Source organism: Halalkalibacter sp. HAAS-P014 (assembly GCF_056619965.1).
Window position 1 is genome coordinate 173,350 of sequence record NZ_JBWQTV010000005.1, and the last position, 16,058, is coordinate 189,407.

Here is a 16,058-nt window from a genome sequence, read left to right on the forward strand (position 1 = left end):
ATGATGAAGAAAGTATTCGGGGCTTTAGTAGTTGCAGCTACAATGTTAGCAGCATGTGGAGAAGGGGACAAACAAGGTACTGGAGCATTTGATGATGAGTTGACACCAATTGAAGTGGAGTTAGTTGTTCCAGAAAAAGCTGAGCCAAAAGAGATTGTAACCTTTAGTAGTACCGTTACTCAAGGGGAGAATGCAGTAGAAGATGCAAATGAAGTGGTTTATGAAGTTTGGCGAGAAGGAGGGAAGGAGAATAGCGAGCTTATTGAACATACATATCAAGAGGGGCATGTGTATTATCTTGACTATCAATTTGAAGAGCAAGGTTACTACCACGTACAAACCCATGTTACTGCGCGTGGGCTGCATCGGATGCCAACAACTCAAATTCAAATAGGTAAAGCTAGTATAGGAGAGAAAACAAGTGAACATCAGCATGATGAGCATGATTCAGAACTAGGTCACCACGCCAATCATGCTGCTGTTGAGCTAGAAACGGAGTTGACAACGGACCAACTTCTTGTTGAAATTATTGTTGAAAATTCCTTATTTGAAGAAGGGCATGTTACACTTGAACTTTGGCAAGAAGGCGATAAAGAGCATAAGTGGGTGGACTTGAAAGAAATAGGTGAGGGAGTGTACACACTCGAGGAAATAGAAGAGTTTTCAGGTGAGTATTTGGCTATCGTTCATATTCAAGATGATGAAATACATGAACATAAAGACATCCTAATTGAATTTTAATTAAAAATATGGCTGTCACAACAGTGAAACGGTATTGCAAGGTGACAGCCAAAGTGATTAAGCCGATCGACAAAATAAGAAGGTAAATATTTACGCAGAATTTCTTCTTACTTTACGGATGTTGATTTTTTTTATTTTTGAAATGTTCAAAACGTAATTGTCATCCGTAACAATACAGTCTTCTCCGTTAATCTTGAGCCGGTACATATCTTTTCGAATATCTGATTTAGTAGTGAAATTAACTTTCTGCCCGCTGGAAAATTCAACGGAGACTTGAAATTTTTTCATACAAATCAGCTCCTTAAAGAATTTAATTCTACACATCGCCTTACAATCCTTCTTATTTAGAAAAAAACAAAAAGTAAACATAAAAAAAGACATGTTTTGTCAAACGTGTCTTTTTATTATTTTCATTCATTATTAAGTGTATTGCTTATGAAGGTATTTTAGTATACATAAGTGAATATTCTCGAGGCTCATAGTTAAAATTTAAACACTATTAATATTGTTAGAATACTAGTATATAAAATGAAAACGCTTGCAGGGGTGTAGGGTAAGAGGTATAATGTTCTATAAATGCTATATTTCACCTATTAATAAGTAAAAAGTGAAAAAAGAAAGGGTGCATTTTAAATGGTAACCACAGATAAATTAATTTATGAATTTAAGGAAAAATTAAATAGAGAACTAACTAAGGAAGAAATTGAATTTATTAAGTGGATCATAAATGTAAAACAAAATGAAACGAATGAGTACTCGGCGTAACCCCTATATACCAAGGTTACTCTTATTGTTTTCCCTTCAATCTAAAGGGGACAAATGAACAGCATTTACACTAACTTTTAGAAGTTAACTTCAAAGTAGTAAGTACGTAATCTCCTCTAACGAAAACCTCTCGATTACAGGTTCTTCCAATTGTATACTTATCCTTATAAAAATCCATCTAATCTGAAAGGACTATACGTATCAATAGAGTGTGACATTACCGCACCTGATGCGGGGAACTGCTTTCTAAATTCTCTACATGCATTAACACGATAATCATTTAAGTGAGTGATTTTTGGATCGTATTTTACGAGAACGTCAGCCATCACAGAAAGGGATGTGTAAAATTCCTGATGTTTTTCGTCATATCCAGAATCTAAAACAATTACGTCGGTGACTTTTACCGTACTGCTTTTATATTGTCTTATTGAGTTTATGCGATGTTCAAATTCTTCTTTATTTATTTCTTCTTTCATAAATAAATAGATACTCGCTTCACACACAGCTTTTCCTCTGTACATGTAAAAAACCTCCTAGATCTCTGCTGCTATTTTAGCAGACCTAAATCAATGGAGGCAAACATTTCGTTATGCTGCATTCTGGAAAGGTTTTCTGTAACGATGAAAGACAAAGGAAAATACACTGTGTATTAGGTGGGTTACTACGTAGAAGAGAGGGAGAACAATGAAAAAAAACAGGAAATATGATTTTGAGACAAACGCAATTCATGCAGGATATAACTCAAGATTACACATAGACAGCTTAACACCCCCTATTTACCAAACTTCAACATTTACTTTTTCAACATTGGATCAGGGGGCTAAGCGATTTGCTGGTGAGGACGAGGGTTATATTTATTCAAGATTGTCTAATCCTACTGTTTCCATTCTAGAAGAAAGAATGGCACAACTAGAGGAAGGGGAAGCTGGCCTTGCGTTTGCCTCAGGTATGGCTGCTGTATCTGCTGTATTAGTTAAATTGACAAAAGCCTCTGACCATATATTATGTTCAAAAGGTGTTTACGGTTGTACCTTTGGTTTATTGAAGATGCTCCAAGAAAAGTATAACATTGATTATACCTTCTCAAATTTAGCAACCGAAGCAGAGATATTATCGAATATACGTGAAAATACAACTTGCATTTATATTGAGACGCCGATTAATCCGACTATGAAATTAGTGGATTTAGAATTAGTATCTAAGATTGCAAAAAAGAAAGGAATCAAAGTGGTTGTAGATAATACTTTTTCAACTCCCTATTTACAAAAGCCATTAGAGTTAGGTTGTGACATGGTCGTTCATAGTGCAACTAAATACATCGGGGGGCATGGGGATGTTGTAGGGGGAATCGTCGTTGGAGATGCAGGTACAATTTCTGATTTGAAAATGACGACACAGAAAGATATTGGAGGTATAATGTCTCCATTTGATGCGTGGCTCTTAATTCGAGGATTGAAAACGTTGGCTCTGAGGATGGATCGACATTGTGAAAATGCGCTAGTACTAGCTGAACATATAAAAAGGCACCCAAAAGTCAAAGCTGTATACTATCCTGGAAATCAAGATAACCCTGATTATAAAATCATGAAGCAACAAATGAAAAAAGGGGGAGGTATTCTTTCATTTGAAGTTGATGGTAATTTTGACCAAGTCATGAAAGTAGTAAATCGTTTAGAACTAATTAAGATAGCTGTTAGCTTAGGTGATGCTGAAACGCTTATTCAACATCCTGCATCAATGACGCATGCTGTTGTTCCTGAGAAAGTCAGAAACGAAATGGGTATCACAGCAGGGTTGCTTCGTTTATCTGTTGGACTTGAAGGTTGGGGCGATATTTGGTCGGATTTAAAACAGGCATTGGATAAATTGTAGGTAGGAATGGCTCGACCCCGGCGATGCATGGTATTTTTGAAAAGGTGAGACCGTCAATAAACGGGGTCGTTATTACTCCTTGCGTTTTGATCTTCTTCTTTTTCCTTTATAATATCTTCAATAATTCGGGAATGAACGGTTGCCCAAGATCTCTCTCTAAAGTGAATGCTTACACTTATAATAACGGCTGTAATGTAGATAAAAACAAAAATTAACCAGAGATAGCCATCATCATTTTCAAAAAACTTCTGTACTTGATTCCCAAAAATAAACAGAACCCAAGGAATAGCCGTTACAAGAATGGGAATTAAACCGGAGCCGTTTTTCTCTTTAATGATCCAATAATGTATATTTCCAAGTGTCGACACATCCATGGAATCATAAAACTTTTTAATATCTTTTAATTCTTGTAACTCTTTCACATCTTCTGGCTCTAATCCTTTTCCTGTCTTTCTCCTAAGTTTTAAATAAAATTTGTGTGCGTCTCCTCTGAAAGAAAGCATAAACCCCTCCACTGTTAATAAGTTAATTAGGTATGTTTGTTACTGAAAAAGAGTCTTATGATCAGCTTTGACAGTTATTTGATTAGATAAACTTTTAACCTTTTTTTAGATTCTATTGTTTTTACCCTTGCACAGGATGTCTGTTTTTTGTCGAGCGAATGTGATTAATCGAGTAACTTAATAGACGAAATCAGACCACTTTGCCAAAAGCAAAGGGAAGGTTTAACTAGTTCATACTCAGTTCACATTTATCCTATATATTGAGTTAATAAATAATAGAGAATAACAATTTCACGAGAAAAGGAGTATGATAAACCGTTATAAAGAATGTCTTATTGAAGTTTCCTGCTCTATTATCAACAATATAAATAAGAACGAATGTATGATTGAATCATCTCGAGCTACGGTAGAACCGTCAATTAAAAGAACAATTTTGATTTATGAAGGAAATAATGTATTTTTTTTCAAGCTTATATAAAGTTTGTTCCTATTTAGCTCATTTGCTGAATGATACAATATACGATGGAAACAGTTTCTTTAATAGAGTAGAGTTGCAGAAGTAATAATATTACTCAATTTAAATCATTAGTCTATTAGGAGGTAAGTAGTGAGAATGAAAAGTAACAAGAAGATTACGATTGGATTTATCCTTATGGTCTTTCTATTACTAGTAGGTTGTAGCTCAAATACAACTGAAAATAAAGTATTAGCAGATGAAGAAGAACAAGCGCCAATTCACCCTGTTGAAGTGAGTGAGGTGGCAAAAGGAGCCCTAACAAATGAGTTGAAATTAACAGGCCATGTTATGGCAGGCTCTCACATGGCTGTGCTTCCGATGTTAACGGGTGAAGTAAAAGTGGTTCATGTTGAAAATGGGGATACAGTAAGTCGCGGGGATGTTTTGTTTGAATTAGATGCTACTGATATTGATTTAAATATATCTCAAGCTCGTGCCGGGCTCGAGGCAGCTGAAGCAAGTTTAACTAGTGCTAAAAATATGCGTGATCAAGGCATTAGACAGGCTGAACTTCAATTGCAGCAAGCAAGAGATGCATATGAAATGATTGATGGGATTGAAGATCCTACTGATGCCGTTTTAGAAGACGTACCAGAAGAATTGCAAGGAGTTTTTACTAGTTTGTTAATTGGTAATATGCCGACAGAACACGATAAAAAGCAAGCTGAAACAGCTGTAAAGCAAGCTGAAATGGGCTTAGAGCAAGCCAAGTCTAATGACCAAGTGAAAGCAGCAGAAGCTTCAGTGAAACAAGCGGGAATTTCTGTAGAAATGGCAGAACAACAAAAAACACATGCTGTAGTGAAAGCACCGATGTCAGGTCAAGTCACGGGTCTAAATACAAATGTAGGTCAGATGGCTTCTCCACAAGCTCCTCTTATGCAGTTAGTGCAAATGGACGAGCCAATTGTTGAAGTGAATGTAAATGAAACAATGTTACCAAACCTTGATGCGGGGCAAGAAGTGACGGTTCATATTAAATCTTTTAATCAGACTTACGAAGGAACTATTAATTATGTTAGTCTTGTGCCTGCTGAGCAATCAAGGTCATATCCAGTAGAAATTGAATTGTCTAACCCAGATGATAATCTTCGAGTTGGGGTATTGGCTGAAGTATTGATTAATACGTCTGATAGTGATAGTGAAGAAATACTAATACCAGCTTTAGCTGTTACCGAAGAAGATGAGGAAACTTTTGTTTATGTCACACCGGATGGGGAAACTGTTGAGAAACGAGTGGTCGAAATTAGTGGTGAAACGGCTAATGAATTTGCCATTGAAAATGGGTTAAATGTTGGTGAATACATTGTTGTTAGAGGAAATCACCAGTTATATGACGGAGCGTTCATTAATATTCGTAACGAAATTGAGTTAAACATTGAACAAGTTATCGAAGAAGAGCAGGTAAATGCAGAAGATAGTGAAGAACAGGAACAAGAGGAACTTGAAGAACTAAGTGACAGTGATGAAAAATCGCAAGTAAAAGGAAATGAATAACGGAGGTACAATAGTTGAAACTGATTAAAGAATCTGTCAAACGACCGGTAGGTGTCATTATCATTGCTTTAGTGATGATGATATTAGGCGCAGTTTCCTTAACGGGATTAAAAGTTGATTTAATGCCTGACATGGACTTGCCGATTGCGGTTGTGGCGACACCGTACAATGGTGCTGCTCCTCAGGAAGTGGAAAACCTAGTTACACGTCCTCTAGAAGGAGCATTAAGTGCCACAGAAGGTTTAGAAACGATGCAGTCGATTTCTGCTCAAAATCAATCTATTATCATGCTGATGTATGATTTTAATACTGATTTAGACACTGTTATGTTAGATTTGAGAGAAAGGATTGATATGGTCCGGCAGGTGCTCCCAGATGGATCGGGTACCCCAAGTGTCATGCGTTTTGATCCGAATCAAATGGCGATTATGCAAGTGGGGATCTCTGCAGACATGGATTTAACAAGGCTTACTAATATCGCTGAAGACAATATTATTCCAAGTCTTGAAAGACTCCCGGGTGTCGGACAAGTTACGTTAACAGGGGCACAAGAAAGGGAAATTGTTGTTACGCCAGATGTAACGCTTCTTCAAAATTATGGAATTACGTTATCTCAGTTATCACAGATTATTGGTGGAGAAAGTATGAGTGCTCCAGCCGGTGAAATTGAGCGAGGAGGCCAAGAAGTACCACTGCGAATCGTAGGTGATTTCCGTTCACTACAGGATATTGAAAATGTTAATATTCCATCCCAAACAGGTGGTACGATAAAGTTGGCTGATATTGCTGAAATTAGTGATACATACCGAGAGATGTCGTCCTTAGCTTATGTTAATGGAGAACCTACTTTAAGCCTGGATATTGTAAAACAAGGTGATGCCAATACAGTAGATGTATCAAATGCTGTTTCAGGTCAATTAGAAAACATAGAAAGTGATTTGCCAGCAGGAGTATCGTTAACAAAAATTATGGATTCAGCTGATTTCATAAAGGAATCGATTCAAAGTGTAGTTATGAATATGATTCTTGGTGGAACAATGGCCATCATAGTCCTGTTAGTTTTTCTAAGAAGTTTTAGGAGTACTCTCATTATTGGGATATCAATCCCAATTGCGTTGATATCAGCATTTACATTGCTTTATTTTTCAGGACAAACCATCAATATCATTACTTTAGGTGGTTTAGCCTTAGGGATTGGGTTATTAGTAGATAGTTCAATCGTTATTTTAGAGAATATCTACAAGTACCGCGAAAAAGGTTATAGTCGTGTCGAAGCAGCGAAAAAGGGAGCATCAGAAGTTTCTTCTGCTGTTATTGCGTCAACCTTAACGAGTTTAGTTGTGTTTGTTCCAATTGTTTTTACAGGTGGTATTGCTGCGGAGCTCTTTATGCCACTCGCTCTTACAGTCGGTTTTACATTATTGGCGTCTTTGATCGTTGCTTTAACGATTGTACCAATGTTATCCGGTCTGTTATTGCCAGAAATGAAGATGCAAGAAGATCCTAAAGGGGTAGCGAAGCTAAGTGCAAAGATTGGCCGGTTCTTTGAACGTGTCGATAATCTTTACCGTAATGTTTTAAATTGGTCAATCCATCATAAGAAAACAATCGTATTCGGTACGCTTATTTTGCTTATAGCAAGTCTAGGTGGGGTAAGATTAGTTGGAGTGGAATTAGTTCCAGCTTTTGATCAAGGAGAAATTGCAGCTAGTTTTGAAATGCCTGAGGGTACTAGTATAGAAGAGACAAGAGAAACGGTCATCGAGCTTGAAGAGTATCTATTAGACACAGGAGTTACAGAAGTTATTTATACCTCAGTTGGTGGTGGGGGGATGATGGGAATGGGTGGTGGAGATTCTAATAGTGGAGACCTATACATCCGCCTAGCCCCCACGAGTGAAAGAACTGTTACAACAAATGAGATCATAAACGACTTTAGTGAATTTGCTAAAACAATCCCAGACATTGATCTAAGCGTTATGGCGTTTGAGAGTGATGGTATGGGAGGAAACCCAATTGAAATTGAGGTGCGTGGAGAAGATTTTGATACGCTAAAATTAATCGCTGATGATATCCAGGATATCATCAGTGAAGTACCTGGTGCGACAAATGTCACGCATTCAATGGGAGAAACAAGACCTGAGGTGCAAATCCATGTAAATCGAGATGTTGCTGCACAGTACGGATTATCATACGCCGAAGTGATGCAAACGGTAAGAAATAGTGTGACAGGTATAGTTGCTACACAGATGAGGGTAGAGGGACAAGAGATCGATATAACGGTAATTCTCCCTACGGAATATAGAGAGAATTACAATCAAATTCAATCTCTTCCTTTATCTACACCAACAGGAGATATCATAGCGCTATCAGATGTTGCTGACTTTGTTCCGGCTGATGGACCAACTGCAATTAATCGTCAAGATCAAACGCGAGGGGTAGCTATTACAGGAGATATCATGGACAGAGACTTAGGGAGTGTTATGTCTGATATTCAAGTGGAGTTAGATCAATATATTTTCCCTGAAGGATATGATTATCAAATAGGTGGAGATTTTGAAATGATGATGGATGCATTTATTGATTTGACTCTTGCACTAGTGCTTGCTATTTTCCTTGTCTATGCCGTTATGGCATTCCAGTTTGAAAAGGTCATGTATCCATTTATTGTTATGTTCAGTCTTCCGGCTACCTTTATAGGGATCATATTAGGGTTCGTCTTGACAGGAAGACCGTTGAGTGCACCTGCCTTCATTGGGGTCATAATGCTTGCTGGTATTGTTGTAAACAATGCGATTGTGTTAGTTGATTACATCAATAAGCTACGAGATCGTGGATTGAATAGAATAGAAGCTATTTTGGAAGCAGGGCCAGCAAGATTGCGTCCGATTCTTATGACCATGATGACGACCGTATTAGCGATGATACCACTTGCTATTGGAATTGGTGAAGGGTCAGAACTCCAAGCGCCAATGGCAACGGTTATCGTATTCGGATTATCTTTCTCGACATTCATTACGCTACTTCTTGTACCTGTTATGTATATATACACTGATAACTTTACGAATTGGTGGAAAGGGTTATTTAGTCGTAAGAAGAATCGAAGAGTTGAATTGGATGACGAGTAGTTACTAATAAAAAGTAGTACGACAATCGAGGTGTCCCAAGGATTCATGTAATCTTTGGGTACCTCTTTTCTTTCCTTCAAATGTTGTTTCCTCTGTGTAATGAGTAGTCTATAGTTGAACATAAAAATTAATTATTGAAAGAGTCATCTAAATTTATTGTTTGCGACTAATTAATGTTAGAATGTTGGTATAAATATTCTTCCGGTTATTTAATTGTTTCGACTAATATATAATAGGATTCAAAGTTTTATTTTATACATATACTAGATAATTGCTAAAGGGAGAAAACGTAAAAGGAAGGTACTATATGTCAGAACAAAACATTACGAGGATTACATTAGAGGATAAAGAGCTTATTCTTATTGGAACTGCACATGTATCAAAGCAAAGTGCAGAACAAGTTAAAGAAGTTATTGCATCAGAAAGACCAGACTCTGTATGTGTTGAATTGGATGAACAACGGTATCAATCCATTAAGGAAGGTAACAAATGGAAAGAAATGAATATATTCAAGGTCATTAAAGAAAAGAGAGCAACACTTCTATTAATGAATCTTGTCATCTCTTCCTTTCAAAAAAGAATGGCAAAGCAATTTGGGATTAAGCCAGGACAAGAAATGATTCAAGGGATTGAATCCGCGAAAGAAATAGGAGCTGATCTTGTCTTAGCTGACCGGAATATTCAAATAACATTTGCTAGAATCTGGCACAATGTAGGGCTTTGGGGAAGAGCGAAACTTCTATTAGAGATTATTTCTAGCGTATTTAGCAAAGATGAAATTTCTGAAGAAGAATTGGAGAAAATGAAGTCCAAAGATATGTTGAATTCGATGCTTCATGAATTCACGGTCACATTTCCGAAGTTAAAGAAGCCTTTAATTGATGAGCGCGATCAATACTTGGCTCAGAAAATTAAAGATGCTCCAGGTAAAAAAGTAGTTGCTGTTTTAGGAGCTGCACACGTTCCAGGGATTAAAGAAGAAATGAAAAAAGATCATGATTTAAAAGCATTATCTACACGACCAAAAAAATCAATGGCGCCTACTTTAATTGCTTGGATTATCCCAATATTGATACTAGGTATTATTGGTTATACGTTTTATGCGAATCCGGCTGTTGGTGTGAATCTAACAATGAGCTGGATACTATGGAATGGTTTCTTTGCAGCGATTGGGGCGATTATCGCACTGGGTCATCCTCTGACGATTCTTACCGCTTTCATTGTTGCGCCGTTGACTTCTTTGTATCCACTACTCGCGGCTGGTTGGTTTGCCGGCTTTGTAGAAGCATATATTCGCAAACCAAAGGTAGGAGATTTTGAGAACCTTTCAGACGATGTATATACAGTGAAAGGATTTTGGAACAACTCCGTCACGCGGATTCTACTCGTTGTCGTATTAGCTAATTTAGGTAGTTCATTAGGGTCATTTATCGGTGGTGCTGATGTTGTAAGAATGTTTATTCAAAATATTTTAGGATCTTAAAAAGTGTAGGAAGTAGAATGAAAGCCTCAGCATTATGTTGAGGTTTTTCCATTTCCTTTGGAGTGATTTACGAAAAATAACATATAGTCTTGGAGATAAGTGTGGGCGTGTTACATTTGTGTTACAAACCTCTTACTATTGTCGTATTTTCATATTTTGAATCGAATTTTCTTCTCTGTCATTGTATAATAAGAAAGTTGAAAGATAATAGAATCATATTGAGGAGGATCCTAACATGATGGAATGGGCGTTAGCCATTTTGTTTGGGGCAGCAGTAGTGTTGCTCATTTTGTCGTTTTTAAAATCTAGACAAGCATCTAATGAAAGCAAACGGGAAATGGAACAGTTTTCTATTTCGATTATGGAAGAAGTCCATGAGCTTCAAAAGAAAATAAGAAACTTTGAATTAGATGCTGAGATTTCGACGCAGGAATCAGACAAGCAAAGAATGTCTCCTAAGCAACGAATCTTATTACGCGAAGTACTAGACCTTCATAAGCGTGGATATTCAATCGAAGGCATTGCAGAAGAATCGCAGTTAACGGAAAATGAGGTAAGATTATTGCTTTCCCCTTATATCGAAACAAAGGGTGAAAGGAGAAAAGTAGCAAATGACAGCTAATACAATGCGCAGTTTTGCCTTTGGACTTATTGTCGCAGCAGGTGTCACTGGTGGAGTATACTTTCTTGGTACAAGTGAAGAAACAAAAACACAAGCTCAAGAAAAACTCTCTATAGAAGAAATGCAAGGTTTATTGGCGTTAGAAGGATATGTAATTTATTCAGACGAAGAGTGGCAAGAAGAGCTTTCTAATGTTCGAGCTGAAGCATCCGAAGAAGTTGAAGCTTTAATGGAAGAAATTGCTAGTCAAGAGAATAAGGAAGAAGAAAAAGAAGAAAGAGAAGTAGAATATCACACGAAACTAATCTTAAATGTGTCATCTGGTATGACAAGCATAGACGTAGGTGAGGCACTTGTTCGTGCAGACATTATTGATAGCTCGATGAATTTCTTCAATGAAGTTGAAAAACGAGGTCTTGCAAACGGGCTCCGTCCTGGTACATTTGAAATTACTAGTGAGATGTCGCTTGAAGAAGTCATCTCAACGATATTTAAATAAATTTTGAAGCTATAGGAGAAAGATTGAGAAGGGATCTTTTTTCTGTAGCTTTTTTTGTATTGAAGTCGACAAAATTTGTAAAGTTAAACATCAATGGTAGCAAGTGGATAAAAAAGGTATTAAAATAGGAACTAGAACATGTAAAGCAAAGTGGGGGGTAAAATGAAAAAGATCCAAACGTACATATTTTTAATAATTGCTAGTGTTATGTTAACTGGTTGTTTTCAGAACGATGATGAGAGCCCTGAAGAAACTCTAGTAACCTATATTCAAGCTTGGGAAGAACATGAGTATGAACAAATGTATGCTGTAATTGATCAAATTTCACAGGATGAGATAGCAAGTGGGAGTGTTTCTTTTACTGAGAAATTTTCAGACCTCCATGAAGAGATGAGTGTTTCTGCAATTGAGGTGAGCTATGAAGAACGAGATTTTGAAGAGGAAGAAATAGACTTAGAAACAGTGAGTGAACTTACTTATCCAGTCAATATTAAGATGGAGACAGTAGTTGGCCCAATCGAATATGATTCGAAAATTGATTTAGTCAAAGAAACTGTCGTAGCAGATGATGATGAAGTTGAAAAATGGAGCGTTCTGTGGCAGCCTGATCATTTATTTATAGGCGTTCAATCAATAAATGATGAAGTGGTTTATGAAATAAAGAGACCTGAAAATCGAGGACAGATTTTTGACAAGAATGGTGAACCTTTAGCTATAAATGGGCAGTTTCGTCGAATTGGATTTGTATATGAAAAAAGAGGAAATATTGACGAAGCAGTTCAAGAGTTGTCTGAAATTCTTGGGCTTGAGGAAGAGATTGTCCATGAACGGGTGATTGTATACGAAGAAAATCCAGATTGGTTAGCTCCAGTGATGGACGTTCCAATGGAGGACGAACGTATAGAACAGCTTCTTACAGCGAATATTCCTGGTGTTATGATTGATACAAGGCCGGGGCGTGAATATCCGTATGCAGGTCTAACAGGGCATTTGACAGGATATATTCAAGAAGTCAATGCTGAAGACCTTGAGCGAGAAGACTGGTCTGGTTACGCGGCTGGACAGTATATAGGTCGACGTGGACTTGAGTTGGTGTATGAAAAGGAACTTAGAGGCGAGATCGGTTTTGAAGTTCGTGTTGAAGATAATACGGGTGCAACACGAGATGTAGTTATGAGTCAGGATCCAAAAGACGGAGAAGATCTCTTTCTAACAATTGATGTGAACTTACAGAAAAAACTGTATGATGCGATAGGGGACGAGGCAGGTGCAGGTGCTGTAATGGAGCCGGGTTCTGGTGAAGTCGTTGCTCTAGTAAGTAGACCTATATTTGATCCAAATCAAATTTACTTAAATACGAGATCGGAAGAACGAACTGAGTGGATGGAAGATGAAAGAGATGTTAATCCAATTCGGTTTAATCGCACTTATTCTCCTGGCTCTGTGTTTAAGCCATTTACCGCAGCGATTGGGTTGGAAGAAGGGGAGATCGATCCAGACGAATCCCTTCATATAGAAGGAGAGCAGTGGCAAGCTAGTGATAGTTGGGGAGGTTACCAGGTAACTAGGGTAAATCCAGAAGTGTCAGATGTCGATCTAGAGACAGCGATGAAGTATTCTGACAACATATATTTTGCTCAAAAAGCTCTGGATATCGGCGAAGATTCAATGACAGCTTGGGCTAATGAGCTTGGTTTTGGGGATGAATTTCCATTTGAATACCCATTAAATGCTTCTCAGATTGCAAATGAAGGACTTGATAATGAAATACTTTTAGCAGATACAGGTTATGGACAAGGTGAATTACAGATTAGTCCTGTTCATTTGACGGCTTTATATTCAATGTTCGTAAATGATGGGAGCGTCGTTCAACCAATCCTAAATGTAGATAGTGAGAAACAGATGTGGAAAGAGAATGTTATTACAGAAGATGTAGCAGAAACAGTTTTTCAAACCCTTGTATCTGTCGTAAATGATCAAAACGGTACGGCATATCGAACAGATGCTGGCCATAGCTTGAAACTTGCTGGTAAAACAGGGACTGCAGAGATTAAGGATTCCCAAGCAGATATTGATGGAGATCGTCTCGGCTGGTATACGAGTATCGATGTTGAAGACCAAGACTATATTGTTACCATAATGATTGAAGGTAAAACGAGTGGTGATGTCGTTGATATGTCAAACAGATTTTGGACCGGTCTTTTAAAAGATTAGAAGCTCTTATGAGGAAAAAGGCGCAACCTAGCTTAGGTAATAGTTACACCTTTAAGGTCTACGTAGAAAAGATGATCCATATATTTTCTATTAAGGAGGTTGTTGCTATGGCTATCACTAGGTGTGCTGATTGTGGTTGTATTGAACACAGTGACCGGAGAGAGTGTCCTTATTGTGAACGAACTTTGTGTGGAATGTGTATGGAAAAACAAGTGAAAATATATGCTTGGAATGGCTGCGCTTCATGTTGTATTGATTTTCGTAAACTAGCACACAATTAAATGATATGAAGGGGACCAACAATGGATGAGGTTGGTTCTCTTTTTATACAACGATAACAGACAAAATATGGGGATGTCTGAAATGGAATACTTCTCCTTTTCGCACATCCCCTAAAGCTAGTTAAAATTTAGTACACCTTGTCACCATTAAAAATGGAGTTTTTAACGACGACATAATCTACATTTCGAATAGAGTCTAATTTTTTTCCACCTGCATAAGAAATAGAGGATTGAAGATCTTCTTCCATTTCTTTTAATGTATCGTCAAGGGATCCTTTATGCTCGACATACATCTTTTTACCTTCTACATTTTTCTTTTCACCTTTTTGGAACTCTGAAGCTGAACCAAAATATTCTTTATATAGCTTTCCATCTTTTTCAATCGTTTCACCTGGTGATTCTTCATGACCGGCAAATAATGAACCAATCATAACCATCGTTGCCCCGAAGCGAATTGATTTTGCTATATCTCCATGAGTACGAATACCACCGTCAGCAATAACGGGTTTACTTGCTGCTTTTGCACACCAACGTAGTGCAGCTAATTGCCAACCACCAGTACCAAATCCAGTTTTGATTTTCGTAATGCATACCTTTCCTGGTCCGATTCCTACTTTTGTCGCATCTGCTCCAGCATGTTCTAATTCCCTTACTGCTTCTGGAGTTCCGACATTACCTGCGATTACAAAGGATTCCGGTAAGTGTTTCTTAATAAATTGAATCATGTTAATTACTTGATTAGAATGTCCATGTGCGATATCAATCGTAATGTATTCAGGTGTGAGTTGTTCCTCTGATAATTGTTGGATAAATTTGTATTCTTCTTCTTTAACCCCTACACTAATAGATGCAATTAACCCACGTGAATGCATGTCTTTAATAAAAGATTGACGCTTCTCTGGTTCAAAACGATGCATAATATAAAAGTAATTATTTTCAGCTAAATAAATGGCGATTCTTTCATCTATAATCGTCTGCATATTTGCAGGTACGACAGGCAGTTTAAATGAATGCTTACCTAATGTTACGGTTGTCTCACATTCAGAACGGCTAGTTACAACACATTTTGCTGGAATAAGTTGAATATCTTCGTAGTCAAACACATTTTCCATCATATACACCCCTAAAAACGAATATTTAAGATCAAATAATATAAAACGTTCGCCCATTTGGTAATTTACATCATTTTCAGCCGTATGTCAAAGTTTTTTTTATTATTTGTAAAAGAGAAAGGATTATGTTGAGTATTTATTAAAATTCTTTTGTCAATGGTTTGTAACCAAATTTGTGAGTTGTATCACAATTTTTAAGCTTGTTCTTTGTTAACCTATGAAAAAGGGGGTAAGTGAAATGGAATTTTGTCATATGGCAGGAAGTGTGTCAGAGCTATGCAGGCCACTTCAACAATTAAAAGATGAACATCGTCCTTTACGAACAAAAATGGAAAGTCTTTATAAATTTTCTCTATCTATAGAGAGTGTTTTATCAGGTGAAGATAGAAGACAGAAAATAGTGCAATTGCGTGAAGGTGTAGTCGAGTTTGTTAACGAATTAGACCCACATTCGGAAAGGGAAGAAGGAATCTTGTTTCCAATGGTGGCAAACTATATCGGAAGAGATTCAGGTCCTATATTTGTGATGGAATATGAGCATGACCAAGCGAAGGGCAATTTAAGAGAATTTTTAAAAGTAACAAATAAGATTACAGATTTTCTCTCGCAAGAAGACTCAAAAGCGATTACGAATTTGTACAATGAAGCTTATTTGACCTTAAAAGAACATTTCTTGAAAGAGGAAGAAGTATTGTTTCCAATGGCAGAAAAACTTCTTACAGATGAAGAAAAACAAATGTTAGAGAAGCGTATACAGGTTGTTTAATAGTAAAGAGGGAGCACGATTAATAAATCGTGTTCCCTCTCTTTTTATCGTGAATAAA

The 16,058-nt window shown here is 37.2% G+C and carries 13 protein-coding genes; 10 read left to right on the top strand and 3 right to left on the bottom strand.

What is annotated here, in order from left to right:
- Window positions 1-3 precede the first annotated feature (3 nt).
- Both AC1FXZ_RS04650 and AC1FXZ_RS04655 read left to right on the top strand, forming a co-directional pair.
- Window positions 4-741, top strand: coding sequence for a FixH family protein (locus AC1FXZ_RS04650; protein ID WP_480051466.1), 738 nt, complete (start codon window positions 4-6; stop codon window positions 739-741).
- Between the two features lie 633 nt (window positions 742-1,374).
- On the top strand, window positions 1,375-1,506 hold the full coding sequence (locus AC1FXZ_RS04655; protein WP_480051468.1) for a hypothetical protein: 132 nt from the start codon (window positions 1,375-1,377) through the stop codon (window positions 1,504-1,506).
- A 164-nt stretch (window positions 1,507-1,670) separates the two neighbouring features.
- On the opposite strand, the gene AC1FXZ_RS04660 is transcribed toward AC1FXZ_RS04655, so the two are convergent.
- Window positions 1,671-2,027 (bottom strand): hypothetical protein, encoded by a 357-nt coding sequence (locus AC1FXZ_RS04660; protein ID WP_480051470.1) that lies wholly within the window; start codon window positions 2,025-2,027, stop codon window positions 1,671-1,673.
- A gap of 163 nt (window positions 2,028-2,190) precedes the next feature.
- Between AC1FXZ_RS04660 and megL the strand changes: the two genes are divergently transcribed.
- Window positions 2,191-3,378, top strand: a complete 1,188-nt coding sequence (gene megL, locus AC1FXZ_RS04665; RefSeq protein ID WP_480051472.1) for a methionine gamma-lyase — start codon at window positions 2,191-2,193, stop codon at window positions 3,376-3,378.
- Window positions 3,379-3,431: 53 nt separating this feature from the next.
- Here megL and AC1FXZ_RS04670 read toward each other — a convergent pair whose 3' ends face one another.
- Window positions 3,432-3,881, bottom strand: coding sequence for a hypothetical protein (locus AC1FXZ_RS04670; RefSeq protein ID WP_480051474.1), 450 nt, complete (start codon window positions 3,879-3,881; stop codon window positions 3,432-3,434).
- Window positions 3,882-4,494: 613 nt separating this feature from the next.
- Here AC1FXZ_RS04670 and AC1FXZ_RS04675 point away from each other — a divergent pair.
- From AC1FXZ_RS04675 to AC1FXZ_RS04700, 6 genes are all read left to right on the top strand, one after another.
- Window positions 4,495-5,895: an efflux RND transporter periplasmic adaptor subunit gene (locus AC1FXZ_RS04675; RefSeq protein WP_480051476.1), complete on the top strand. Its 1,401-nt coding sequence runs from the start codon at window positions 4,495-4,497 to the stop codon at window positions 5,893-5,895.
- Window positions 5,896-5,909: 14 nt separating this feature from the next.
- Complete coding sequence (locus AC1FXZ_RS04680) at window positions 5,910-9,023, top strand: efflux RND transporter permease subunit (protein ID WP_480051478.1); 3,114 nt, start codon at window positions 5,910-5,912, stop codon at window positions 9,021-9,023.
- A gap of 307 nt (window positions 9,024-9,330) precedes the next feature.
- Window positions 9,331-10,506 (top strand): TraB/GumN family protein, encoded by a 1,176-nt coding sequence (locus AC1FXZ_RS04685; RefSeq protein ID WP_480051480.1) that lies wholly within the window; start codon window positions 9,331-9,333, stop codon window positions 10,504-10,506.
- 235 nt (window positions 10,507-10,741) lie between these two features.
- Complete coding sequence (locus AC1FXZ_RS04690; protein ID WP_480051482.1) at window positions 10,742-11,128, top strand: hypothetical protein; 387 nt, start codon at window positions 10,742-10,744, stop codon at window positions 11,126-11,128.
- Entirely contained in the window at window positions 11,118-11,627 is a 510-nt protein-coding gene (locus AC1FXZ_RS04695) for a hypothetical protein (protein ID WP_480051484.1), read from the top strand. Before AC1FXZ_RS04690 ends, AC1FXZ_RS04695 begins: the two co-directional genes overlap by 11 nt.
- A gap of 162 nt (window positions 11,628-11,789) precedes the next feature.
- The gene (locus tag AC1FXZ_RS04700) at window positions 11,790-13,841 is read left to right on the top strand and encodes a penicillin-binding transpeptidase domain-containing protein (RefSeq protein ID WP_480051486.1); all 2,052 of its coding nucleotides are present in this window, start codon (window positions 11,790-11,792) and stop codon (window positions 13,839-13,841) included.
- 409 nt (window positions 13,842-14,250) lie between these two features.
- Here the strand turns inward: AC1FXZ_RS04700 and guaC are convergent, their stop codons facing one another.
- Window positions 14,251-15,234 carry a GMP reductase gene (guaC, locus tag AC1FXZ_RS04705; RefSeq protein WP_480051488.1) on the bottom strand — a complete coding sequence of 328 codons (984 nt, stop codon included), beginning with the start codon at window positions 15,232-15,234 and terminating at the stop codon, window positions 14,251-14,253.
- 238 nt (window positions 15,235-15,472) lie between these two features.
- Between guaC and AC1FXZ_RS04710 the strand changes: the two genes are divergently transcribed.
- Complete coding sequence (locus tag AC1FXZ_RS04710) at window positions 15,473-16,000, top strand: hemerythrin domain-containing protein (RefSeq protein WP_480051489.1); 528 nt, start codon at window positions 15,473-15,475, stop codon at window positions 15,998-16,000.
- The last annotated feature ends 58 nt before the right edge of the window (window positions 16,001-16,058 follow it).

Excerpts from the sequence above, each read along its gene's own strand:
- AC1FXZ_RS04650 (WP_480051466.1), top strand. The coding sequence starts at position 4 with ATGAAGAAAGTATTCGGGGCTTTAGTAGTTGCAGCTACAATGTTAGCA.
- AC1FXZ_RS04655 (WP_480051468.1), top strand. The coding sequence starts at position 1,375 with ATGGTAACCACAGATAAATTAATTTATGAATTTAAGGAAAAATTAAAT.
- AC1FXZ_RS04660 (WP_480051470.1), bottom strand. The coding sequence starts at position 2,027 with ATGTACAGAGGAAAAGCTGTGTGTGAAGCGAGTATCTATTTATTTATG.
- megL (WP_480051472.1), top strand. The coding sequence starts at position 2,191 with ATGAAAAAAAACAGGAAATATGATTTTGAGACAAACGCAATTCATGCA.
- AC1FXZ_RS04670 (WP_480051474.1), bottom strand. The coding sequence starts at position 3,881 with ATGCTTTCTTTCAGAGGAGACGCACACAAATTTTATTTAAAACTTAGG.
- AC1FXZ_RS04675 (WP_480051476.1), top strand. The coding sequence starts at position 4,495 with ATGAAAAGTAACAAGAAGATTACGATTGGATTTATCCTTATGGTCTTT.
- AC1FXZ_RS04685 (WP_480051480.1), top strand. The coding sequence starts at position 9,331 with ATGTCAGAACAAAACATTACGAGGATTACATTAGAGGATAAAGAGCTT.
- AC1FXZ_RS04690 (WP_480051482.1), top strand. The coding sequence starts at position 10,742 with ATGATGGAATGGGCGTTAGCCATTTTGTTTGGGGCAGCAGTAGTGTTG.
- AC1FXZ_RS04695 (WP_480051484.1), top strand. The coding sequence starts at position 11,118 with ATGACAGCTAATACAATGCGCAGTTTTGCCTTTGGACTTATTGTCGCA.
- AC1FXZ_RS04700 (WP_480051486.1), top strand. The coding sequence starts at position 11,790 with ATGAAAAAGATCCAAACGTACATATTTTTAATAATTGCTAGTGTTATG.
- guaC (WP_480051488.1), bottom strand. The coding sequence starts at position 15,234 with ATGGAAAATGTGTTTGACTACGAAGATATTCAACTTATTCCAGCAAAA.
- AC1FXZ_RS04710 (WP_480051489.1), top strand. The coding sequence starts at position 15,473 with ATGGAATTTTGTCATATGGCAGGAAGTGTGTCAGAGCTATGCAGGCCA.